The organism is Sungkyunkwania multivorans (assembly GCF_042675645.1).
Taxonomy (GTDB): Bacteria; Bacteroidota; Bacteroidia; order Flavobacteriales; family Flavobacteriaceae; genus Sungkyunkwania; species Sungkyunkwania multivorans.
The window spans coordinates 855,117-877,034 of sequence record NZ_JBHTJH010000004.1; the positions used below are offsets into that span (position 1 = coordinate 855,117).

20 protein-coding genes are annotated in these 21,918 nt (G+C 42.1%); 5 read left to right on the top strand and 15 right to left on the bottom strand.

The window, feature by feature from the left end:
- Positions 1-4 precede the first annotated feature (4 nt).
- From ACFQ1M_RS06750 to ACFQ1M_RS06765, 4 genes are all read right to left on the bottom strand, one after another.
- Positions 5-1,195, bottom strand: a complete 1,191-nt coding sequence (locus tag ACFQ1M_RS06750) for a THUMP-like domain-containing protein (protein ID WP_386405790.1) — start codon at positions 1,193-1,195, stop codon at positions 5-7.
- Entirely contained in the window at positions 1,195-2,283 is a 1,089-nt protein-coding gene (locus tag ACFQ1M_RS06755; RefSeq protein ID WP_386405793.1) for an AI-2E family transporter, read from the bottom strand. The genes ACFQ1M_RS06750 and ACFQ1M_RS06755 overlap by 1 nt, the downstream gene beginning before the upstream one ends.
- A gap of 72 nt (positions 2,284-2,355) precedes the next feature.
- The gene (locus ACFQ1M_RS06760) at positions 2,356-2,811 is read right to left on the bottom strand and encodes a TrmH family RNA methyltransferase (protein WP_386405796.1); all 456 of its coding nucleotides are present in this window, start codon (positions 2,809-2,811) and stop codon (positions 2,356-2,358) included.
- A 95-nt stretch (positions 2,812-2,906) separates the two neighbouring features.
- Entirely contained in the window at positions 2,907-3,566 is a 660-nt protein-coding gene (locus tag ACFQ1M_RS06765; RefSeq protein ID WP_386405799.1) for a DUF4159 domain-containing protein, read from the bottom strand.
- A gap of 25 nt (positions 3,567-3,591) precedes the next feature.
- Between ACFQ1M_RS06765 and ACFQ1M_RS06770 the strand changes: the two genes are divergently transcribed.
- Entirely contained in the window at positions 3,592-4,341 is a 750-nt protein-coding gene (locus tag ACFQ1M_RS06770; protein WP_386405802.1) for a DUF1223 domain-containing protein, read from the top strand.
- 24 nt (positions 4,342-4,365) lie between these two features.
- Here the strand turns inward: ACFQ1M_RS06770 and ACFQ1M_RS06775 are convergent, their stop codons facing one another.
- From ACFQ1M_RS06775 to ACFQ1M_RS06800, 6 genes are all read right to left on the bottom strand, one after another.
- Positions 4,366-6,777: an alpha-ketoacid dehydrogenase subunit alpha/beta gene (locus ACFQ1M_RS06775; RefSeq protein WP_386405805.1), complete on the bottom strand. Its 2,412-nt coding sequence runs from the start codon at positions 6,775-6,777 to the stop codon at positions 4,366-4,368.
- A gap of 167 nt (positions 6,778-6,944) precedes the next feature.
- Positions 6,945-9,776 carry a metalloprotease gene (locus ACFQ1M_RS06780; protein WP_386405808.1) on the bottom strand — a complete coding sequence of 944 codons (2,832 nt, stop codon included), beginning with the start codon at positions 9,774-9,776 and terminating at the stop codon, positions 6,945-6,947.
- Complete coding sequence (locus ACFQ1M_RS06785; RefSeq protein WP_386405811.1) at positions 9,777-11,072, bottom strand: T9SS type A sorting domain-containing protein; 1,296 nt, start codon at positions 11,070-11,072, stop codon at positions 9,777-9,779. It lies immediately after the preceding gene.
- Positions 11,073-11,175: 103 nt separating this feature from the next.
- Positions 11,176-11,865: an LOG family protein gene (locus ACFQ1M_RS06790; protein WP_386405814.1), complete on the bottom strand. Its 690-nt coding sequence runs from the start codon at positions 11,863-11,865 to the stop codon at positions 11,176-11,178.
- A 33-nt stretch (positions 11,866-11,898) separates the two neighbouring features.
- A complete protein-coding gene (gene uvrA / locus ACFQ1M_RS06795) occupies positions 11,899-14,730 on the bottom strand; it encodes an excinuclease ABC subunit UvrA (protein ID WP_386405817.1) in 2,832 nt (943 codons plus the stop codon).
- Between the two features lie 109 nt (positions 14,731-14,839).
- Entirely contained in the window at positions 14,840-15,337 is a 498-nt protein-coding gene (locus ACFQ1M_RS06800; RefSeq protein WP_386405820.1) for a metallophosphoesterase family protein, read from the bottom strand.
- A 117-nt stretch (positions 15,338-15,454) separates the two neighbouring features.
- Between ACFQ1M_RS06800 and ACFQ1M_RS06805 the strand changes: the two genes are divergently transcribed.
- Positions 15,455-16,078, top strand: a complete 624-nt coding sequence (locus ACFQ1M_RS06805) for an L-threonylcarbamoyladenylate synthase (RefSeq protein ID WP_386405823.1) — start codon at positions 15,455-15,457, stop codon at positions 16,076-16,078.
- Between the two features lie 102 nt (positions 16,079-16,180).
- Here ACFQ1M_RS06805 and ACFQ1M_RS06810 read toward each other — a convergent pair whose 3' ends face one another.
- Positions 16,181-16,375, bottom strand: coding sequence for a hypothetical protein (locus ACFQ1M_RS06810; protein ID WP_386405826.1), 195 nt, complete (start codon positions 16,373-16,375; stop codon positions 16,181-16,183).
- Positions 16,376-16,463: 88 nt separating this feature from the next.
- Entirely contained in the window at positions 16,464-16,658 is a 195-nt protein-coding gene (locus ACFQ1M_RS06815) for a hypothetical protein (RefSeq protein WP_386405829.1), read from the bottom strand.
- A 273-nt stretch (positions 16,659-16,931) separates the two neighbouring features.
- Between ACFQ1M_RS06815 and truA the strand changes: the two genes are divergently transcribed.
- Complete coding sequence (gene truA / locus ACFQ1M_RS06820; RefSeq protein WP_386405832.1) at positions 16,932-17,732, top strand: tRNA pseudouridine(38-40) synthase TruA; 801 nt, start codon at positions 16,932-16,934, stop codon at positions 17,730-17,732.
- 1 nt (position 17,733) lies between these two features.
- Here truA and cysM read toward each other — a convergent pair whose 3' ends face one another.
- Together cysM and epsC are read right to left on the bottom strand one after the other, a co-directional pair.
- Positions 17,734-18,612, bottom strand: a complete 879-nt coding sequence (cysM, locus tag ACFQ1M_RS06825; RefSeq protein ID WP_386405834.1) for a cysteine synthase CysM — start codon at positions 18,610-18,612, stop codon at positions 17,734-17,736.
- Between the two features lie 6 nt (positions 18,613-18,618).
- Complete coding sequence (epsC, locus tag ACFQ1M_RS06830; RefSeq protein WP_386405837.1) at positions 18,619-19,410, bottom strand: serine O-acetyltransferase EpsC; 792 nt, start codon at positions 19,408-19,410, stop codon at positions 18,619-18,621.
- 184 nt (positions 19,411-19,594) lie between these two features.
- Here epsC and ACFQ1M_RS06835 point away from each other — a divergent pair, with 184 nt between their 5' ends.
- Both ACFQ1M_RS06835 and ACFQ1M_RS06840 read left to right on the top strand, forming a co-directional pair.
- Entirely contained in the window at positions 19,595-20,275 is a 681-nt protein-coding gene (locus ACFQ1M_RS06835) for a DUF2461 domain-containing protein (RefSeq protein ID WP_386405839.1), read from the top strand.
- Positions 20,276-20,983, top strand: a complete 708-nt coding sequence (locus ACFQ1M_RS06840; RefSeq protein WP_386405842.1) for an SDR family oxidoreductase — start codon at positions 20,276-20,278, stop codon at positions 20,981-20,983. It begins immediately after the preceding gene.
- A 165-nt stretch (positions 20,984-21,148) separates the two neighbouring features.
- Here the strand turns inward: ACFQ1M_RS06840 and ACFQ1M_RS06845 are convergent, their stop codons facing one another.
- Positions 21,149-21,898, bottom strand: coding sequence for a glucose 1-dehydrogenase (locus ACFQ1M_RS06845; RefSeq protein WP_386405845.1), 750 nt, complete (start codon positions 21,896-21,898; stop codon positions 21,149-21,151).
- Positions 21,899-21,918 lie beyond the last annotated feature (20 nt).

Sequence of the window (21,918 nt, forward strand, 5' to 3'; positions counted from 1 at the left end):
CTTTTCAAATAACCTTTTCGCAGATTAGTACGATCTTTTTACCTTCCTTGTTCGTTGTAAAGAACAGAAAAGTGTCGCCTCCATCTTTAATTCCAATCTTTTTTCTTACGGCCGCCACGCTTTCAGGATAATTGCGGACGGTGACATTCGCCTTTAAATTCTTCAATTTTTTCTTTAAGAACTTCCTTTCGTTCGGAAGCACCTCTTTTATGTGGAAGACCCGCCCTGGGAAATCTACTAGCTCGTCAGAAGTATACAAATGTGTGTGGGGATGCAATTTTTCCAAATGATACGAAGTCCAGATCATGTTGAAGGCCCCAGCCTTCATGATCGCCGAGTTAGGTTCGTATAAATATTGTTTGGGTACAGAATATCGCGGAGTCGTTTCAGCTTCATCTGCCAGCGAAAAACTAAAGTGCTCCTCACCACTTTTCTTGATATTTATTGTTTTCACGAGTGGTTGGGTCGTTATTTTCCTTTGCAACAGCCAGAGCAGTTCTTTGACCTCATTATGCACGGCAACCACATGGATCTCCTTTATGTGGGACAATTCCCTCATTCCGGCTTTGACATCTAACATAGGAGAGGTCTTTATCAAGATATGGTCGCTATGCGAAAATAGGAGGTCCAAATGGGCCACCACATCAGGAAAGCAATCACTAAGCTTAAAAACCTTTCCTTTGATATCGTCTCTTCGCGCGGGGTCCACGTAGATAGCATCAAAAGATACTGTCGTCTTTTTCAAATACTCTAGACCATCAATAGCTACCGTTTCTACATTGTCTACAGAAAGTTGCTTAAAATTGTGAGAAACAATGGCGGACAATTCCTCATTGATCTCGCAATGGATGACCGACTCGAAGGTCTTGGAAAAATAAAGGGAGTCCACCCCAAACCCTCCTGTAAGATCGATCAGTCTCTTGCCCTGCATCAAATCGGCCTTGTAAGCGGCCGTCAATTCTGACGAGGACTGCTCTATCGAAAGCTTTTTTGGGTAATAGATATTCTTCGTATGGTACCAGGTGGGAAGCTTTTTCTCACATTTTATTTTTGACTGTATCTGTTCGATGATCTCGTGAATAGAAACGTGAGCTAAGCTAGGCTTTTTGAGCGCCAGCAAACTGATGTCTGTTTTTAAATGTGCGTCGATAAAGGATTGATTGGCGTTATCTAAGATGTGCTTATTAAAGGGCATCAGAGGTCTTTGGTCAACGATTTGACGATCTTATTATCGGCCAAGAACTCTTTTAGGATGACCTTTATGGCAGTATAGGCCGGTACGGCTACGATCATTCCAATAACTCCAAACAGCAATCCTCCGATAATGATCACCAGAAATATCTCCAAAGGATGGGATCTGACCGAATTGGAAAATATGAAGGGTTGGCTGAAGAAATTATCGATAAGCTGCCCAATGATAAAACCGATCATTACATAAATGGTGGTTGGCAGGATCACCGAACTGAAATCCTCCCCCAAGTTACTGGTCATCGACAAAATGAGCATCAAGAAACCACCGACAAGCGGCCCGATATATGGAATAAGATTCAGTAGTGCACATAAAAAAGCGATCACCACGGCATTCTCTATTCTGAAGATCAACAAAGTGATCGTATAGATCACAAATAGAATCAATATTTGAAAAACAAGTCCTATGAAATACCTTGAAAGCAGATCCTTGATGGTGTTGAAAGACTTTTGTAGGCGTGATTCCTTATTGTCGGGGACGAAGACCATAATGCCTTGCTCAAACAGTTTGCTGTCCTTTAAAAAGAAAAAAGAAATGAATAATACAGAGAATAGCCCAATGGTAAAGCTGCCAAGCGTGCTTCCTACGGTATTAAGAAAATCAGGAATGGCTGAGAAATCCAACTTAGAAAGGATATTGGACTCTTCGATAGAACGCTCTATATCGATACTGCTGATGGCAAAGTAATCGGTCACTTCTCTATATAGGTCTTCAATATTTCCTTTCAATTCATCAATATTCAAAAGCGAAAGATTACGCCCTTGTTCTACTACCAGTGGAATAAACATGAGGATCAGGCCAGAGAGAATTCCGAAGAGTAGGGTCATCGTTACGATCACTGCCAGCGTATTCCTAAACTTCAATTTCCTTCTAAGAAATAATACAATGGGTCGTCCTATTAGGGATACAACGGCCGCAATCGCAATATAGGCAAGGACCGATCGAATTTCATATAGGAAATACCCCAAAAGAAAGACGCTGAAAATTACAGCAACGGCTCTCAAAATTCCATTTGCAATGACTCTTGCACTCATAAATGGTAGTGATCTTTTAATGATTAGTTATTGGTGATATAAGATCGTTACGACCAAGATAGGAATTCCTATTCAAATTCTATCCATCCATTGCCTAGTGATCTCATAAAGACAGACATTGGCAGCTTGTGCGACGTTCATGCTACTGTTTTTTCCAAACATATCTATGTGAACGATGCTATCACATTCTTGCAAGACGGATGTTGAAACTCCGTGATTTTCGCCACCCAAGACCAATGCGATCTTTTCATGTTTTGTAAAATCATATCGATGTACCGGTATGCTGCTGCTGGTAATTTCAATAGCGATCGCAGAATAGCCTTGCTCTTTTAGATCGGCGATCGATCGAGTGAGATCTTTGATACATGCATATGGGATATTCTTTTCGGTCCCTCTTGCCGTTTTTCGCATTCTCGCATTGAATTCTACGGCCTTGATGCCTGAGAAAATGACCTTTGTCACGCCAAAGGCATCTGCGAGCCTAAAGAGTGAGCCCACATTTGCGGCCATCCTAACATTATCGGCCAACAGTACAATAGGAAAGAGACGTTCCTCAAATTTGCTGTTGTAGTGATCAAGCTGTGCTATCGTATGAAGACTTTAAGGTTTAACGTATACCTGATCTAATTCTCAAAGGCATACTGTACAATGTTTGCACCCATTTGAAGTGCTTTTTGTCGGACCGCCTCGGGGTCGTTATGAATTTCGGGATTCTCCCATCCATCTCCAAGATCGCTTTCGAAAGTAAAAAGCAATACAAGACGGCCTTCATGAATTATTCCTAAGGCCTGAGGTCGTAGACCATCGTGCTCGTGTATCTTTGGAAGCCCATTGACAAATCGGAACTTCTGGTCGAAGATGGGATGGCTCGCCGGGAGTTCGATCCATTCATTGTTAGGGAATACCTTCTTCAGCTCCTTTTCAATGTACTGATACATCCCATAGTTGTCATCGATATGAAGGAAACCACCAGAGATGAGATAATTTCTAAGATTTTCTGCTTCCTCATCTGAGAAATAAACGTTTCCGTGTCCGGTCATATGAACAAAGGGGAACTGAAAAAGATCGATACTACCAACATCTACTGTTTGTATGCGTTCATCGATCTTGGTGTTGATATTGGTATTGCAAAATTTCACGAGATTGGGCAAGGCCGTTGGGTTGGAATACCAATCGCCCCCGCCACCATATTTTAGCACTGCCACCTCTTGTGAATTAGTGGTACAAAAGCTAAAAATTATCAAAAAACAACCAAGTACTGTAAGCTTTTGAGAGAAAATCATACTTCAAATGTATAAAACATTTAGCATGCGAAAAGTACTTTTAACGTTTTTGATGGCAATTGTCGTGGCGATGATGTCAGCAAGTCATTTAATACCAAACAACAAATCTGATAACTTCGATCCCATGGTCGTCTTAGAACTATTCACTTCTCAAGGGTGTAGTAGTTGTCCTCCAGCAGATGCCTTGCTCGATGAAGTGGCGGAACGCTATGAGAAAGAAGACGTCTTCGTATTGTCGTATCATGTGGATTATTGGAATTACATAGGCTGGCAAGACCCATATAGCAAGGCTAGCTATACGGAAAAACAACGCCGCTATGGACAAAAGTTTCATGCATCCAGTATCTATACACCTCAATTAGTGGTGAATGGGAAAGAGCATTTCGTGGGTTCTGATCGAAAGAAGCTTCTTCCTAGGATCGAAGCATATATGGCGATTCCCTCGGAGAACCGGATCGATATTTTGTCCGCAGAAAAGAACGGTGATGAATTATCGATGAGCTATAAGGTCAGAGGGGAGCTCTCTGATAAGAAGATCAGAACTGTATTGGTCATCAAAGAGCGCACGACCGATATAAAAAGAGGCGAAAATCGTAACCGAAAGCTTAAAAACACGCATATCGTTGTCGCTGAATCATACGAGCCGGTGAGACCCTCGGGTACTTCAAGAATAGCGATGCCGACCATGGTAAAGGAAAATGATGAACTGCAGTTGATCGTATTGATAGAAGATAGCGAATTGACCATCACTGGAGCATCAAAGTTGAATCTTTGACCCCTTTTTTGGACGTATTGAGTATTATCTCAATTTGGGATATCTTTTCGGAGAAACCTCATGCATAATGCTGTATACCTTTTCAAAGATATCTTCGGCATTGGGTTTGGAAAAGTAGTCACCATCAGTTCCATAGGCAGGTCTGTGCGGTTGTGCGGACAAGGTCTGCGGCGCACTGTCCAGATATTGATAGCCTCCCTGTTTTTCCAAGATCTCTTGCAAGATGTAGGCACTTCCGCCACCAGGCACATCCTCGTCTATGACCAAGAGGCGATTGGTCTTTTGTATACTTTTTACAATATTATGGTCAAGGTCGAATGGAAGTAATGACTGCACATCAATAACTTCGACATCGATATCCACCTCGAGCAGTTCTTTGGCTACTTGTTCTACGATTCGAAGCGTTGATCCATAGGAAACCAAGGTGATATCCGTACCTTCTTTTATCGTCTCCACAAGACCGATCGGAGTCCTAAAGTCGCCAAGATTATTGGGTAATGCTTCCTTTAATCGATAGCCATTAAGGCATTCGATGATCAAGGCCGGTTCATCGCTCTCTAAAAGCGTATTGTAAAAGCCGGCAGCTTTTGTCATATTTCTAGGGACTAAGATGTGCATTCCTCTCAAAAGATGAACGATGCCACCCATCTGAGATCCTGAATGCCAGATGCCTTCCAGGCGATGTCCACGTGTTCTAATGATCAGCGGCGCCTTTTGTTTGCCAACGGTGCGATAAAGTAAGGTAGCGAGGTCATCACTCATTATCTGCAAGGCGTACAGCAAATAATCCAAATATTGGATCTCCGCAATCGGTCTGAGTCCACGCATTGCCATTCCGATACCTTGTCCTAAAATGGTTGCTTCACGAATACCAGCATCTGCAATTCGCAATTCTCCATATTTTGCCTGCAGCCCCTCCAGGCCTTGGTTGACATCACCAATATTTCCGGCGTCTTCTCCGAAAATCAGGGTATTGGGATACTTACCAAATAGACGATCAAAGTTGTCTCTTAGAATAATGCGACCATCAACAAGTTGTGGTTCGTCATCATATTTAGGGGCAACTGCAGCGATGTTCGTTGCCCTATTTTCGTTTTCGCTATAAAGATGAGAGCTATATTTCGGTTGTGTTTTTTCAAAGAAGCGCGCGATCCAATGCTGCAGTTGTTTCTTTTCAGGCAAGTCTTCCGTGGTGAGATACCGCAAGGCCTTCCTAGCGATTCCTACTGCATCTTTACGACCAGGTTCATCGATGGAGATAAGGTCGTGCTTCAGTTTGTTCAAGAAGTTACGGTTAACGCTCTTATTTGCAAGTGCCTCAAGTAGCGCAATCACCTCTTGCTGTTCTTTTTTTATAGGTTTCAGAAAGGCCGTCCAAGCGTCTTTTTTTCCTTCTCGTACTTTCCTCTTGATATCTTTTTCGATGGCGCTGAGCTCTTCGGCAGTAGCAAGCCCATTGTTTATCATCCAATTGCGCATCTGCAGGTTACAGTCGAACTTTTTTTCCCACGATAGACGTTCTTCGCTCTTATAACGTTCATGCGATCCAGAAGTCGAATGTCCTTGCGGCTGCGTAAGCTCCTGCACATGAATGAGGATGGGAACATGTTCTCTACGAGACAATTCCCCTGCTTTTTGATAGGTATCGATCAGGGAAGGGTAGTCCCAGCCCTTAACTCGAATGATCTCATAGCCATCCTGATCTTCATTTCTTTGGAAACCCTTTAGGATTTCTGAAATATTTTCTTTGGTGGTCTGGTGTTTGGCATGTACCGAAATTCCATATTCATCATCCCAAACGCTGATGATCATTGGTACTTGAAGCACTCCTGCCGCATTGAAGGTTTCAAAGAACAGCCCTTCACTTGTGCTGGCATTGCCAATGGTACCCCAAGCGACTTCGTTTCCATTGTTTGAAAACTTGGAGGAATCGATACCTGCGACATTCCTGAAGATCTTGGAAGCCTGTGCCAAGCCTAATAGACGTGGCATCTGCCCTGCAGTTGGAGAGATGTCGGCACTAGAGTTTCGCTGCTCGGTGAGATCACGCCATGTACCATCAGGATTGATACTTTGTGTTAAAAAATGACCTCCCATTTGTCTTCCTGCAGACATAGGCTCGACCTCAATATCTGGATGCGCATAAAGACCAGCGAAGAATTGCTCAATGCTCAGTTCTCCAATCGCCATCATGAACGTCTGGTCTCTGTAATATCCAGAACGCCAGTCACCTTTTTTAAAGGCTCTTGCCATGGCCAGCTGTGGCACTTCCTTCCCATCTCCAAAAATTCCAAACTTTGCCTTGCCAGTCAACACCTCTCTTCGCCCAAGCAAGCTGCACTCGCGGCTTGTAACGGCTATTTTATAGTCATTCAGCACCTGTGCTTTGAAATCTTCAAAGGAAATGTCTTTCTGGGTGTCAAAGTGTATTTGCATAGAGCGTCAAAATTAGCGGCGCACAAATTTAACAAAAAGATTACGGAATGGCAACGTCAGAGCTTCACAAAAAAGTATGAAATATTTAATAAATACACCTTAAAAAAGCGAAATATTCAATAAATATCACTTTTTGGAATTTGAGTTAAGAAATATGCAATAAACCATTAGAACCATTTTCTTGTGAAGAGGTTGATCAGCGTTTTAGGACTCAAGGTAACCGTAAAACGAATCTGTTCTCCATAGTTGGGGAGTCCCGGTTCCCAGCCACGACTGGAGTAGAGAGGAAAATATAGTTCAAAATAGTCCTCTACAAGATTGAGGCGAATGCCGGAGTCATAAAGGGCCTTGAAGGGTTCTCCATCATTTTTGATGACACCAAAGTCGGCATAGGCCTCTATGTAGCGCCAAATACTATAGCTCGTATTCGCGGTTAGCATAAGGTCATTAGAAAAGCGGTCGTCCAATTTTGACTTGAATCCACCTTCGCCAAGAATAAACTGCTGACTTACCAGACCATCATCTTCCGATCTTCCTAGGAAGCTATAATCGAACAAATAGTCATTGGGTCTCGAGAGTCCAAAACTAAAGAAGTCTGTAGATTCGGTATCGTTATATATGAACTTCCCAGCAAATAGGCGTAAATTGAATTGTCTGTTGTTCCTGAAAAGCTTTCTATATTCTATTTCGGCCGAGAACTTTGAAAAATTATTCGATATCTGTAGATCGTTTCTCCAAGAAAAGAAATTAATGGCACCGGGATTGGATATGGTATAACGAGCATTGAAAACACTATAATCAGGCTCCGTGTCAACAGGAGTGCCATCATCTCTGGATCTTTGTATGATGACGTGTCGTAAAGTAAATAGATTCCGTTTGTTAGATCTAAAATCCTTAGTTCTAAATCCAAAGGAAACCGCAGGTGTTATAGAGATATACCTAGAATTTGGAGCAAAATGAAAGGTCGCACCTCCTAATGAATAACGCGCAAAGTATAAACCGTCGTCCTCAAAGTTGTCGGTAAGTGAGATGGAACCGCTTCCCACCAAGGCCTTTTCTTTAAAAGCCCAAGAAGGTTTTATATCATAGACAAAAGGCTTGTTGATGATCGCCTTATTATAAAATCGTAGACCGGGCGTAAATCCGTCGTATACATTGAATGTCGCTATAGGCACAAAGAATATCTGATTATAATGTGGATTTTCCGCATCCTTGAAGAATCGAAATTGAAAAGGTCGGTTGTAGAATGTGAAGCCATTTACAGACTTCCAGTTGTCCCGTTGGTTAAATTCTGGTATCACCTTGTCATAGTTCAACACAAGCTTGTCGGCGTCATTGCTCGGAATGGTAATGGTTTTTTGATCTTGTATTCCTTCCAACCAAATCTTTGAGATGACGGAGTCTTTTTGCAGAGAGAACAAGGTTACAGGGAAATTCTTTTTTGTTTTGTTCTTAATGGTCACTTTTAACGAGTCTCCAAACTTCTTTACCTTTTTTATCTTATAATCGACCTTACTCCGTGTGGAAACAAAATCATCGAAAAACCAAGATATATCCTTGGGTGAGGCTGCACGTAATTCTTTTTCAAAATCTTGTTGGCTTATGTCTTTGAGCTTGTATTCATTATAAAAATTCTTGACCGAATTTTTTATGATGTCCGCGTTCAAATAGGATTCCAAATACTTGAAGCCAACACCAGCTTTATACTTGTTAGCGATCTTCTCGTTGAAACGGATCAGAGAATCCAGAGGACTCGAAAGCGGTTGGTCCAGATTCTTTCTGGCCATCATCATAAAAAAGAAAGGGTATTGTTCGTTAAACTGCATCTTTGCGAACTCATACCGTCGAATACCCCAGAAGTTGGAAAGATTGCCCGCTAGTTTCATATCGGGATAGAACTCTTCTATATATTCCATCATAAGATAGGTCTGCAGCGCATTGGTGACCCACTGTTCTTCTCTTGGGTCCAGCAGCATCGTTTTCTCAAGATAGTTGTTCGTAACGGCCTTTAAGAGTGTGATCTCAAATTGAAAGTCATCTGGAAACGGTCTAAAGAATGAAGGCAATTGGTTGAGGCCATACACCGGATTTTTCCGGTAATCGATTTCCGAGACCAAGAGTTTTTGGTGCGGAAAACTTCCCAGTCGTTCATCCATAAAATACGATATACGGTCGACGATCAATGACTTGGACAATGCCGAAAGCTTTTTATCGTCCATATTGGTGATCAGCGAGAACTTATCGGTCTCATATTCAACAAAATCATTGTTCTTTTTTAGGAATAGTTTAATATCTGTGCGCTTATATCCGATCAGCGTGGTGAACTTTTTTCCGTCTAACTCGCTTTTGGATATGGTTTCCAACTCGGTCACCAATGACAAATTGGAAGGATATTCTAGATTGATCTTGTAATCGGACCCAAGCATATACATGTCATCGAGATCCTTATTGCTGTGCAATTTCCAGTCACCTTCCTTATATACTGGAAAACTTAGATACCAATAGCGCAGCGAATAGTTACCTTGGTCGTCGACGCCATATCGTGTAAAACGGTCACTTGGGAGTTGTACCTCGTAGGATACGTTAAGCGCATACTTCTGGCCAGGATAAACGGGATAATTCAGCTGAAGTTTAACTATGTCGCTTTGTCTCTTTAGGCGACTCCACTCAATATAGTCGTAGTTGTTATCTGAAATGGCGATCAGATCGGTATTTCCCCGGTCTTTGTCCTTTGTTAAGTGAAGACCACGATTGAACTCTTCCGCAAATCTTTTGGCCAATGGTGTATCTCGATTCGCATATGCGTAGGCCCAATCGTTCAGATACAATTGATTTAAAGTATCTTTCGAGCGATTGTGAAAAACCATCAATTGTTGGATCTTCAGTGTTTTATTTTCCACATCTAGCTTGGCATTTATGGTATAATGATTTTGGCCATAGCCAGCATACTGAAACCAGGCAAAGATGATAATGAGTATATATTTATAGCGTTTTTTCAACTATTGCTTGATAAACTTAAGTGTGATGTCGCCCTTGGATGCCACAACTTTCAAGTAATAGACTCCAGAGGGTAGGTTTGAAACGTCAATATCGGCATTTGTTTGATTCTGAATCAATTTTCGTTCCATTTCTTGACCTAAAACATTATAAATGGCCAGTTGGTATACCGAAACGTTATCGGTAAGCGACACGCTGAGAGTATTACCCACGATCGTTCCTTTGGAAAGCCTTACCGTGCTAACTTCTCCGACCTCATCGACGCTCAATAGTTGTTGATCTGTCTGAAGCTCCATCACCACAGGAAGGTGATCGCTAAAATTAAATAGATGATTCCGTATCGTTTGGGAAAAAGTACCGGTGCAGTTCGTATCGTTAACATTGTCATTAAAGCAATTCCCGTTGTTCCCGTAGGCGATGTAAGAGTTTGGAACATATTCCAGCTCCGCATTCCCTAGTAAGTTATCCGAAATCATGATAAAGTCGAACCGGTCATCCATTCCACCTTGTGCGCCATCTGGGTCGCCATTTTCATCAAGCATATGACTATTGCTGGAAAAGGCAGATTGTGTATGGATATCTTGAAAGCTCGAATTATTATTCCAAGCGCCAGGTCTATTGATCGGGTCGATGAAATCGATGCTATTGTTATTCATGCTATCTAAGATCAACTGATAAGCACCTTCGGCAGAAGTATACACGTTGAAGTCTCCAGCGAATAGAATATATCTATTAGAAAAGGTGGTGGCGTTGGTGTTCAAATAGTCCATCAATGCCTGCACTTCAAGCTCTCTTCGTATTGCATTATTGGGGTCGATGGCTCCATTTCCTGCTTTCAAATGCGTCACAAATACCTCTAAATATATGGGATTGGTCGCTGCGTCAGCTGTATTTAGTATAAATGAATACCTATTGATATCTCGCAGATCGGTTGTTACAATATCGCTCTGAAGGGTGGTAGCATTATCCAATATCAGTTTGTTCTTGTTGTAAAACGCCAGCTGCTGCAATTGATTTCCAGTAGATTGATTGGAAACGAATGGGGCCATTATATAATCGTTGGTTACATTTTGAAGCGCATTGTCGAACAAAAATTCGCCACCCTGTTCATTTTCCAGCTCACAGACCAAAAAAAGGTCGGGTTGTATATCATCGAGGATAGCATCTAAATGTGATACTCGGCTTGGTTGGGTCGATGGAAAGTTTAAAAGATTGTAAAACATCGTCTTGATGGTGTCTTGCGCTAAGAGCGACTGCACGCAAAACAAGATGAGCAAAAAAATAGGGGTTCTTTTCAATTTTTACATTTTCAAAGTTAGCAGGGCAAATGTAGTCATTTTCAATAAAAAAGCCCGTTAATTCATTACTAACGGGCTTAATAGAAATTATATCTTTTTTAGTCTAGAAATTTGGACTCAGGTTGTACTCTTTGTAGAATGAATCAAGGATCTCTATGACCTCTTTTTCGGTATCCACCACTTTAAACAAATCGGTATCCCCAGGGCTAATGTTATGAAATTTTTCCAAAAGTGTCTCCTTCACCCAATCGATGAGGCCGCCCCAGAATTCACTTCCAACCAAGATGATAGGAAAACGTCCTATTTTCTTAGTTTGGATCAATGTCATGGCCTCGAACAACTCGTCGAGCGTTCCAAATCCGCCTGGCATCACCACAAATCCTTGAGAATACTTTACAAACATCACTTTTCTCACAAAGAAATAATCGAAATCCAAGCTCTTATCACCATCGATATAGGGATTGTCATGTTGTTCAAAAGGCAGGTCGATGTTGAGCCCCACCGAAGTACCTCCTGCGAGATGTGCCCCTTTGTTACCTGCTTCCATGATACCAGGGCCACCACCAGTGATAACGCCATACCCTGCTTCCACGATGGCCTTTGCAACAGATTCTGCCAGCTTATAATATGTATCCTCTGGTTTGGTTCGTGCCGAACCAAAAATAGAAACGCATGGACCGATGGCGCTCATTTTTTCAAATCCATTGACAAACTCTCCCATGATCTTGAAGATAGCCCACGAATCGTTTGTCTTTATCTCATTCCAGCCTTTGTGACTTTGCTCTTTTCTCATATACGATATTCTTATTTACTTTTAAAATGCCGACTAAAGTAATTCTTTTTTTAAAAATTGAGCGGTATAGCTATTCTTGTCTTTGATAACTTCTTCTGGGGTGCCGGTCGCAACAACTTCACCTCCACCTTTTCCACCTTCATATCCAATGTCAATGATGTGGTCTACCATCTTTATCACATCGAGATTATGCTCAATGATCAGTACGGTATTTCCCTTATCGGCCAATTTGTTCAGAACATCCATCAAAACTCTGATGTCCTCAAAATGCAATCCGGTAGTAGGTTCGTCTAAAATATAGAAGGTATTTCCAGTGTCTTTTTTAGAGAGTTCGGTAGCCAGTTTAATGCGCTGTGCTTCACCGCCGGATAGGGTAGTGGATTGTTGCCCAAGCGTTATGTAACCCAATCCCACATCTTGTATGGTCTTCAACTTTCTATAGATCTTCGGAATATGTTCGAAGAATTCACAGGCCTCATTGATGGTCATATTAAGCACGTCCGAAATAGATTTGCCCTTATATCGGATTTCCAATGTTTCCCTATTGAACCGTTTCCCTTGACAGGTCTCGCATTCCACATAGACATCTGGTAGGAAGTTCATCTCTATGACCCTTAAACCTCCTCCTTGACAAGTCTCACAGCGGCCACCTGTAACATTAAAACTAAAACGGCCTGGTTTATATCCACGGATAGAAGCTTCCGGTGTTTTCGAAAATAGACTTCGTATCTCGCTGAAAACGCCCGTGTAGGTCGCTGGATTACTCCGAGGGGTACGACCAATAGGGGATTGGTTGATGTCGATCACCTTATCGATATGCTTCAATCCCGTAATGCTCTTATAAGGCATGGGTTTCTTAACAGCATTGAAGAAATGCGCATTGAGGATCGGATAGAGGGTTTCATTGACCAAGGTGGATTTACCGCTACCAGAAACTCCTGTGACCCCGATCATTTTCCCCAGAGGAAAAGTTGCCGAAACATCTTTGAGATTATTTCCAGTACAACCCTTTATTGTGATTTTTTTACCATTTCCCTTCCGACGTTTCTTTGGCACTGCAATTTCTTTGGTGCCATTTAAGTAATCTGCAGTGAGTGTATGATGTTTGATAAGTTCTTTAAGATTGCCTTGGGAAATGATCTCTCCTCCATGTCTTCCGGCGCGAGGGCCAATATCGATAACATGGTCGGCCCGCTCGATCATATCCTTGTCATGCTCTACGACAATAACAGAATTGCCAATATCCCTGAGAGATTCCAAAGAATTGATCAACCGTTCATTATCTCTTTGATGGAGTCCAATGCTAGGTTCGTCCAAAATATAGAGCACCCCAACCAATTGCGAACCTATTTGCGTTGCTAACCTGATGCGCTGCGCTTCTCCGCCAGAAAGTGATTTGGAGCTTCTATTAAGCGAAAGGTAAGTGAGCCCAACATCCAATAAAAACTGTAAACGAGCGTTGATCTCCTTCAAGATCTCCTCTGCAATTTTGAATTGTTTATTGGATAGCTTACTGGGTACTTCCTTAAACCAGCTTGAAAGTTCCACAATATCCATTTGTGCTAATTCGGCAATGCTCTTTTCATTCACTTTGAAATAAAGCGATTCCTTTCGCAATCGGGATCCTTTACACTCTGGACAAAGTATCTTGTCCATATATTCTTTCGCCCAACGTTTCAGGGAGGTCGAATTCCCTTCTTTGTAGGTATGCTCTAGGAATGGTATGATACCGTCGTAATCGATCTTGTAATTTCGCGTAACACCTAAGGATTTAGATTCGATAGAGAATTGTTCCTTCCCACCATTCAAGATCATTTCTAATGCCTCGGATGGAATCTCCTTTATTGGGTCGCTTAGCTTAAACTCAAAGCGCTCTGCGATCAATTCCATTTGTTTGAAGGCCCATGACTTCTTAAATTCTCCCAAAGGGGCGATACCCCCATTCTTGATGGAAATGGCGGCGTTTGGGATGATCTTCTGATGATTTACCTGATGAACGCTACCTAACCCGTTACACTTGGGGCACATGCCTTTGGGTGAGTTGAACGAAAAGGTATTGGGTTCTGGATTTGGATAAGAGATACCACTTGACGGACACATCAAATTCCTACTAAAAAATCGTGCTTGTGTACTCTCGTGTTCTAACACCATTAGAACATCATCGCCATGATACATGGCTGTGTTGATGGTTTCCATCAAGCGTTTTTCGATTTCATCTCCAGAATTTATCTGAAGTCTATCGATAACGATCTCAATATCATGGGTCTTATACCTGTCTACCTTCATTCCCTTTTCGATATCGAGGATCTCACCATCAACTCTCACCTTTACAAAGCCTTGTTTTGAAATAGACTCGAAAAGTTCGCGATAATGACCTTTTCTCGATCGGACAATAGGAGAAAGGATATTGATCTTTTTTCCTTCAAAATCTTTGATGATCAATTCTTTGATCTGCTCGTCACTATAGCTCACCATCTTTTGACCGGTGTTATAGCTATAGGCATCGCTTGCTCGTGCAAAGAGCAATCTCAAAAAATCATAGATCTCAGTAATGGTCCCCACGGTAGAACGTGGGCTTTTTGAGGTGGTTTTTTGTTCTATGGCGATCACTGGCGAAAGACCGTCGATCTTATCGACGTCGGGTCGCTCCATACCACCTAAGAATTGTCTGGCATAAGCTGAGAAGGTCTCTATATAGCGTCTTTGGCCTTCGGCGTAAATAGTGTCAAAAGCTAATGAGGACTTACCGCTGCCCGAGAGCCCTGTGATCACTACTAATTTTTCGCGAGGAATAGTGACGTCGATATTCTTTAGATTATGAACTCGGGCACCTTTTACCTCGATATTTTCTTCGTATTCGGTCATAGTTTAGCAAAGCTGCAAAAGTACGATTTTAAGCCTAAAAAAGGAAGGGACCTCCATAATGCTTGCTTATTCATAAAATACCCTTACCAATAGGGAGCATCAAACCGGATCATACTCGTTTCTCCAATTCTATGATCTCTAGGTCACTTATTTTCTCCCCATCTATGGTAAATCGAAGCATGGTTCTCACTTTATGAAAGCCGTGCTTGCCACAAGCTCCCGGATTCATGTGTAAAAGATCCAGTTTCTTATCGAATATCACTTTCAAAATATGAGAATGCCCGCAGATGAACAGTTTTGGAGGATTCTTATGGATCTCCTCGCGGATTCGTCCATTATACTTATTGGGATAGCCACCGATATGGGTCATCCAAACATCGACCCCTTCGCAGAAAAAGCGATCGTTCTCGGGAAATTCCCTTCGCGCTTTGTCATCGTCGATGTTGCCGTACACGGCTCTCAAAGGTTTTAGGGCCTTTAGGGTGTCTGTTACCTTTAGATCTCCGATGTCTCCTGCATGCCATACCTCATCCGCTTGAACAACGTATTTTAAGATTTGTTTGTCGATATGACTATGGGTATCAGAAAGAAGAAGGATCTTTTTCATTGTAAGGATAAATTGTCGTCAAATATACTATGAATAGCGGATTCTGTGTGCCAACATTAGCTATCTTTGTCATTAAGATTATCTCTATATAGATATGAACTCTTTTAGATAGAAATAATGGCCGAATTCATTAGAATATACGAGGAAAACCCAAATCCGAAGGAAATCGCTAGGGTAGTTAAGATTTTACGCGATGGAGGATTGGTCATATATCCAACAGATACAGTGTATGGTTTAGGGTGCGATATAACAAAAACCAAATCGCTAGAGCGCATAGCGCGCATCAAAGGGGTCAAATTGGAAAAAGCCAATTTCTCTTTCATCTGTGCCGATTTGAGCAATATGTCGGACTACGTTAAACAAATAGATACCGCTACCTTTAAAATTTTAAAAAGGGCCTTACCAGGGCCATACACCTTTGTACTTCCCGGGAACAATGATCTACCAAAAGTGTTCAAAAAAAAGAAGACAGTTGGTATTAGAGTGCCGGATAATAATATCGCACGAATGCTAGTGAGGGAGTTGGGCAATCCAATCGTGTCGACCTCGATCTATGACGAAGATGAATTGCTGGAATACACCACCGACCCAGAACTAATTTTAGAAAAGTGGGAGAATTTAGTCGATGCGGTCGTGGATGGAGGTTATGGAGACAACATTGCCTCAACAGTGATCGACCTTTCCAGCGATGAGCCTCAAGTGATCAGAGAAGGCAAGGGAGACGTTTCCGTTATCTACTGAATTCGGTGTCCTAATGACATCCAAATTAAAAGGTTGATAAATAGCCATATACAAAAAACAGCTTTTCCACTACAAGAATACCGAGTTTTACAACAACAATTTTCAAGACTGGGATAATGTCCCGTTCTTAGCCTTGGTTATTTGGTTATTGGTTATAAGTGCTACCGTTATTGTCCCAAATATAACAAGCACTACAATCTTAAAAGGCTCGCGCAGAAGTGCGGAGCCTTTTTTCTTTTTCCAGACCTTCCAGGTCTCGGCTGCTGCCTCCATGGCGATGGTATGGGCGACGAGCATGCCAGTCACAATTCTTTATCCTTCAAGCGCATAAGTACAACAACCTCTAGTTTCGACGACAAAAATGGCGAGTTGACAACAATAATTTTCAAGTAAGGGATAATGTCCCGTTCTTAGCCTTGGTTATTTGGTTATTGGTTATAAGTGCTACCGTTATTGTCCCAAATATAACAAGCACTACAATCTTAAAAGGCTCGCGCAGAAGTGCGGAGCCTTTTTTCTTTTTACAGACCTTCCAGGTCTCGGCTGCTGCCTCCATGGCGATGGTAAGGGCGATGAGCATGCCAGTCACAATTCTTTATCCTTTAAGCGCATAAGTACAACAACCTCTAGTTTCGACGACAAAAATGGCGAGTTGACAACAATAATTTTCAAGTAAGGGATTATGTCCCGTTCTTAGCCTTGGTTATTTGGTTATTGGTTATAAGTGCTACCGTTATTGTCCCAAATTATAACAAGCACTACAATCTTAAAAGGCTCGCGCAGAAGTGCGGAGCCTTTTTTCTTTATAATATCTTTTGGTCTTTAGCCGTAGTTCTCCGCAAGAGTTAGTTTTATGTATTTTCGCTTTATGAAGCAGCAACGCTACTATTACTTGATACGTATTCAATATCTGGGGTTTCGTTTTCATGGTTGGCAAAAACAACCTACACACAAAACTGTGGAAGGGATGATCCAAAGAACGTTGAATTATGTGTTTGAAGGCAACATGAATTTTAAAATTTTGGGAGCAGGACGTACAGATGCCATGGTCTCGGCGACCCATGCCGCTTTTGAGTTATTCGTAGATCATCCCTTGGAAGATATTCCTGTGTTTATGGATCTATTCAATAAAAATTTGCCACCAGACATTCGTGCGACGGATATCAAGATGGTTGATGAACATTTTAATATCATTCAGCATGCGAAACAAAAAGAATATGTCTATCTCTTTTCACATGGAAAAAAGAATCACCCGTTTGCCGCTCCTTTTATTGCAAATATTGTAGACACACTTAATATTGAACAAATGAAGGCAGGGGCCAAACTTTTCGAAGGCACCCATAACTTCAAGGCCTACACGGTAAGACCTTCAAAAAAGACACAGTTTGAAAGAACTATCGATAGATGTGAGATCTTGCCCAATGATTTGCATAGGGCGAGCTTTTTTCCAGATGAGAGTTTTGCCTTGCATGTTCATGGGGCCGGTTTCTTAAGGTATCAGATACGCATGATCGCAGGTGCGTTGATCGCGCTTGGGAAAGGAGAGCTGTCGCTGAACGATATCGAAAGGAGTTTACAAGCTAATAGCAATGTCAATTTGGAGTTTGTTGCTCCCGCCTCGGGACTTTCATTGAATAATTTAGAATTTGAGTGAACTAGGCGAAAAGATCTGAAGATAGGTAGCGGTCACCGCGGTCACACACGATCGAAACGATCACCCCAGACTCTAACTCACTCGCTAATCTTAGAGCAACAGTAGCGGCGCCCCCGCTGCTCATCCCAGAAAAGATACCTTCTTCCTTTGCCAAACGCTTCGCCATGATCGTAGCCTCTTCAGCACTTACTTCAAATATTCGATCCACTTTGTTGCTGTCAAAGATCTTTGGTAAATATTCTTTCGGCCATTTTCTTATACCAGGGATTTTAGATCCGTCGGTAGGTTGGGCTCCTATAATTTGAACATCTTTATTTTGCTCCTTTAGAAAAGTCGAAGTACCCATGATGGTCCCTGTTGTACCCATGGCTGATACAAAATGAGTAATGGTACCATTGGTATCTCTCCATATCTCGGGTCCAGTGGATTTGTAATGAGCTTTCCAATTATCATCATTGGCAAACTGATTTAACATTACGAAGCCTTCATTGGTGACCTTTTCCTCTGCATAGTCTCTAGCCCCTTCGATACCTTCTGGATGCAGCGTCACTTTTGCTCCAAAAGCGCTCATAGTTTGTACACGCTCTTTGGTAGCGTTCTCTGGCATTACCAATTCTATACTTAGTCCAAAGATACCCGCGATCATTGCCAAAGCAATGCCTGTATTGCCACTAGTTGCTTCGATAAGTCGACTTTCTTTATCAATGTCTCCTCGCTCCAGTGCACTTTTGATCATATTGTATGCAGCACGATCTTTGACACTACCGCCAGGATTGTTACCTTCTAACTTAAAGAGCAGTGTTACGTTGGGATTGGTGTTCAATTTTGTAGATCGTACCAAGGGAGTATTGCCGATTTGGTCTATGATGGTAGAATTCATTGCTCTTTAATCGTTGACTTGTGTTTTGATCTTTACCTCGGGATGATGTGTTACAATAGAATTGGCAGGTACCGAGGAGATAAGCCATGCATTCCCTCCAATGATGCTATTGGCTCCTATAATCGTATCTCCGCCGAGTATCGTAGCATTCGCATAAATGGTAACGTTGTCTTCAACGGTGGGATGTCGCTTTATATTTTCCAGTTCTTTGGCAACGTAGAGCGCACCTAATGTTACCCCTTGGTATATCTTTACGTTATTCTTTATAACGGTCGTTTCACCTATGACCACTCCGGTCGCATGGTCGATAAAGAAGGATTCGCCGATCTGGGCACCTGGATTGATATCTACCCCAGTACGATGATGTGCAAATTCGGTCATTAATCTTGGGATCAAAGGAAGACCTATCTTATATAATTCATGGGCCAACCTATATATGGCAATGGCAAAGAATCCTGGATATGAGAGATAGACCTCTTCGATCGACTTTGCAGCAGGGTCACTTCGTGATATGGCGTTAGCATCAAGATTCAATTTCTTCAGGATCTCTGGTAGTGTCTCTAAATAGCGCTGCCATGTTTTGCCACAAGTATGGCGCTTGTCCCAGCAAGCAAGATCTGCGAGTTCGGTAAATTCTATTTCTAGACTGTCTATGTTATCAGCAACCGCAGTATCAGCATCGAACAAGGTGTAGAAAAGTTTTTCAGTGAATTCTTCAGTCTTTGTTTTGAGCTTGAATCGCAGATGTGGACGTTCTTTCTGGTCTTGTATGTTTTTTATGATGTCCTTCTTTTCCATAACCATTATTGGAGGCTGTTTATACGATACATAAAAGTAGAAATTATTGGGTTGTGTACCACGGCAAACTAGTTAAATAAAGGTGAAAATACAGATAGATTAGTTACAATTATAGTAACTTCCTTACCGATGTTCTAAAAAATAGCTTCAGGATAAGTTTGTAATTCAAAACAAAATAAGACCAATGAGTATGACCATACCAAAAAGAGCGCTTCAATTCTTCAAGGAGCTCCATAAAAACAATAATCGAGAATGGTTCGAGGTGAACAAGAAAGAGTTCAAAGAAATCGAAAAAGAGGTCAAAGCTTTTTATACATCCTTACACCATGCCTTGAACAAACATGATGAGATCGATCGCATGAAAATGTTCCGTATTTATCGGGATGTCAGATTTTCAAAGGATAAGACACCTTATAAAACCCATTTCGGAGGAAGCTTTCATCGGATAAAGCCCAGACTCCGCGGTGGATACTACCTGCATATTGCACCGGGTGCATCTTTTATAGCAGCCGGTTTCTGGGAACCACACAAAGATGACCTGTTCAGAATACGAAAAGAATTTGAAATGGACGATGAGGAGATAAGAAAGATCATCAATGAAAAAAAATTCAAGCAGGTATGGGGTGAATTGAAGGGTGATGAAGTAAAGACAGCCCCCAAAGGTTTTAATAAAGAGCACGAAGCGATCGATCTGATCAAGAAAAAGCAATACATCTTCACGAAAGAATTTAGCGATAAAGAAGTCACTGGGAAAAACTTTATCAATGAGGTCGACAGTGCCTTTAACGCCATTAGACCTTATTTCGATTACATGAGTGATGTTCTTACCACTGATCTTAACGGAGTTTCTCTAATCGATGAATAAATGATGAATAGAAAAATTGCATTGGTAACTGGGGCCAATCGAGGTATTGGATTGGAAACAGTGAGACAACTGGCCTCAAACGGTATTCACACCATTCTTACCGCAAGAAATGAAGCGAAAGGTCGCGAAACTGTAGCGTCATTAAAAGAAGAGGGCCTGTTGGTGGATTTTCAAAGGTTGGATGTGACCAACGAACAACAGGCCAAAGCAGTTGCCGCAGCAATCGAAAAGACCTATGGCGGATTGGACATACTTATTAATAACGCTGGAGTGTACCTCGATGAGTCTGAAAGCATTGACGAGGTGACCCCAAAAACATTTGAGGATACGCTTCATGTCAATCTATTTGGGCCATTCTATCTTATCCAGGCGCTATTGCCAATGATGAAAAAGAATAATTATGGGCGTATTGTGAATATCTCCTCTGGCTACGGCTCAAATGCCGCACTACGAAGCGCCCAAGTAGGAAGCTACAAACTCTCTAAAAATGCATTGAATGGTATGACGCAACTGTTCGCTGATGCCGTGAAGGACCTCAATATCAAAATAAATGCCGCAGACCCAGGTTGGGTGCATACCGAGATGGGAGGGAAGGCGGCGCCAAGAAGCCCTGAGCAAGCCGCAGAAGGTATTTTAAAACTAGCGCTACTGAAGGATGATGGCCCAAGCGGTCGTTTTTTCTTCGATGGAGAACCAAAGGAATGGTGAAAGTAAGGGGCTACAAAGTTATAATTCCGATCTCCATATTTCGGTAAGAGAAATCTGTTAGAACGCAATGATCGGCCAACAGATTATCTTTTCTCTTTGGCGAGTCATAATGATCAAACTTTGTTTTTAACCCCTATTTACTAACGTCAATTATAGGCGAAACATTTAGACCTGCGCCATTCCACCATCTACGGCAAGCTCAGAACCTGTGATATAGGAGGATTCATCTGAAAGCAAGAATAATGCTGTGTTTGCCACTTCTTCCGCTTTTCCAAATCTTCCAAGTGGAACCTGTTGAGATACTCCCGAAGCAAACCCTTCGATCTGTTCCTCAGAGAGATTGGTCTTTTCCCAAAGCGGTGTTTCGATTGGACCTGGACTTACGGCATTCACGCGGATGTTGCGCTCGGCCAATTCGGCGGCAAGGGTCCTCACCATAGAACGCAAGGCCGCTTTGCTAGAGCCATAGATGCTTACACCGGGCATTCCTTTTACACCAGAGACGCTGGTGTTGAACAAGATCGAGGCGCCATCATTCAAATGAGGGACTGCTTCGTTCACCAAGAATAGTGGACCTTTTACGTTGATGTTGTAAATACGGTCAAAGGAAGTCTCGTCCAGATGTCCGATAGGGAGCGCCTCAAAGATTCCGGCGTTCAAGAACAAGAAGTCGATCTTGCCAAAGGTCGCTACGGCAGTATTCACCACTCGCTTGTTGTCTTTTAGGCTGGAGGCATCGGCCAAGAGCAATTTATAATTCCCGCTTAGGTCATTGTCAAGCGCATCCATCTTGGGTTGGGTGCGTCCAGTGATCAATACCTTTGCGCCTTCGCCCAATAATAATTTTGCTGTCACCAGCCCCATACCGCTAGTACCGCCGGTTATAATGGCCACTTTGTTTTCAAATCTTTTCATAGTTAAATTATTTTATTGAA

Coding starts and splice junctions, on each gene's coding strand:
- ACFQ1M_RS06840 (WP_386405842.1), top strand. CDS start 20,276: ATGATGAATAGAAAAATTGCATTGGTAACTGGGGCCAATCGAGGTATT.
- ACFQ1M_RS06790 (WP_386405814.1), bottom strand. CDS start 11,865: ATGAGAAAAGAGCAAAGTCACAAAGGCTGGAATGAGATAAAGACAAAC.
- truA (WP_386405832.1), top strand. CDS start 16,932: ATGTATTTTCGCTTTATGAAGCAGCAACGCTACTATTACTTGATACGT.
- ACFQ1M_RS06810 (WP_386405826.1), bottom strand. CDS start 16,375: ATGCTCGTCGCCCATACCATCGCCATGGAGGCAGCAGCCGAGACCTGG.
- cysM (WP_386405834.1), bottom strand. CDS start 18,612: ATGAATTCTACCATCATAGACCAAATCGGCAATACTCCCTTGGTACGA.
- ACFQ1M_RS06800 (WP_386405820.1), bottom strand. CDS start 15,337: ATGAAAAAGATCCTTCTTCTTTCTGATACCCATAGTCATATCGACAAA.
- ACFQ1M_RS06845 (WP_386405845.1), bottom strand. CDS start 21,898: ATGAAAAGATTTGAAAACAAAGTGGCCATTATAACCGGCGGTACTAGC.
- ACFQ1M_RS06805 (WP_386405823.1), top strand. CDS start 15,455: ATGGCCGAATTCATTAGAATATACGAGGAAAACCCAAATCCGAAGGAA.
- uvrA (WP_386405817.1), bottom strand. CDS start 14,730: ATGACCGAATACGAAGAAAATATCGAGGTAAAAGGTGCCCGAGTTCAT.
- ACFQ1M_RS06815 (WP_386405829.1), bottom strand. CDS start 16,658: ATGCTCATCGCCCTTACCATCGCCATGGAGGCAGCAGCCGAGACCTGG.
- ACFQ1M_RS06770 (WP_386405802.1), top strand. CDS start 3,592: ATGCGAAAAGTACTTTTAACGTTTTTGATGGCAATTGTCGTGGCGATG.
- epsC (WP_386405837.1), bottom strand. CDS start 19,410: ATGGAAAAGAAGGACATCATAAAAAACATACAAGACCAGAAAGAACGT.
- ACFQ1M_RS06775 (WP_386405805.1), bottom strand. CDS start 6,777: ATGCAAATACACTTTGACACCCAGAAAGACATTTCCTTTGAAGATTTC.
- ACFQ1M_RS06750 (WP_386405790.1), bottom strand. CDS start 1,195: ATGCCCTTTAATAAGCACATCTTAGATAACGCCAATCAATCCTTTATC.
- ACFQ1M_RS06835 (WP_386405839.1), top strand. CDS start 19,595: ATGAGTATGACCATACCAAAAAGAGCGCTTCAATTCTTCAAGGAGCTC.
- ACFQ1M_RS06765 (WP_386405799.1), bottom strand. CDS start 3,566: ATGATTTTCTCTCAAAAGCTTACAGTACTTGGTTGTTTTTTGATAATT.
- ACFQ1M_RS06755 (WP_386405793.1), bottom strand. CDS start 2,283: ATGAGTGCAAGAGTCATTGCAAATGGAATTTTGAGAGCCGTTGCTGTA.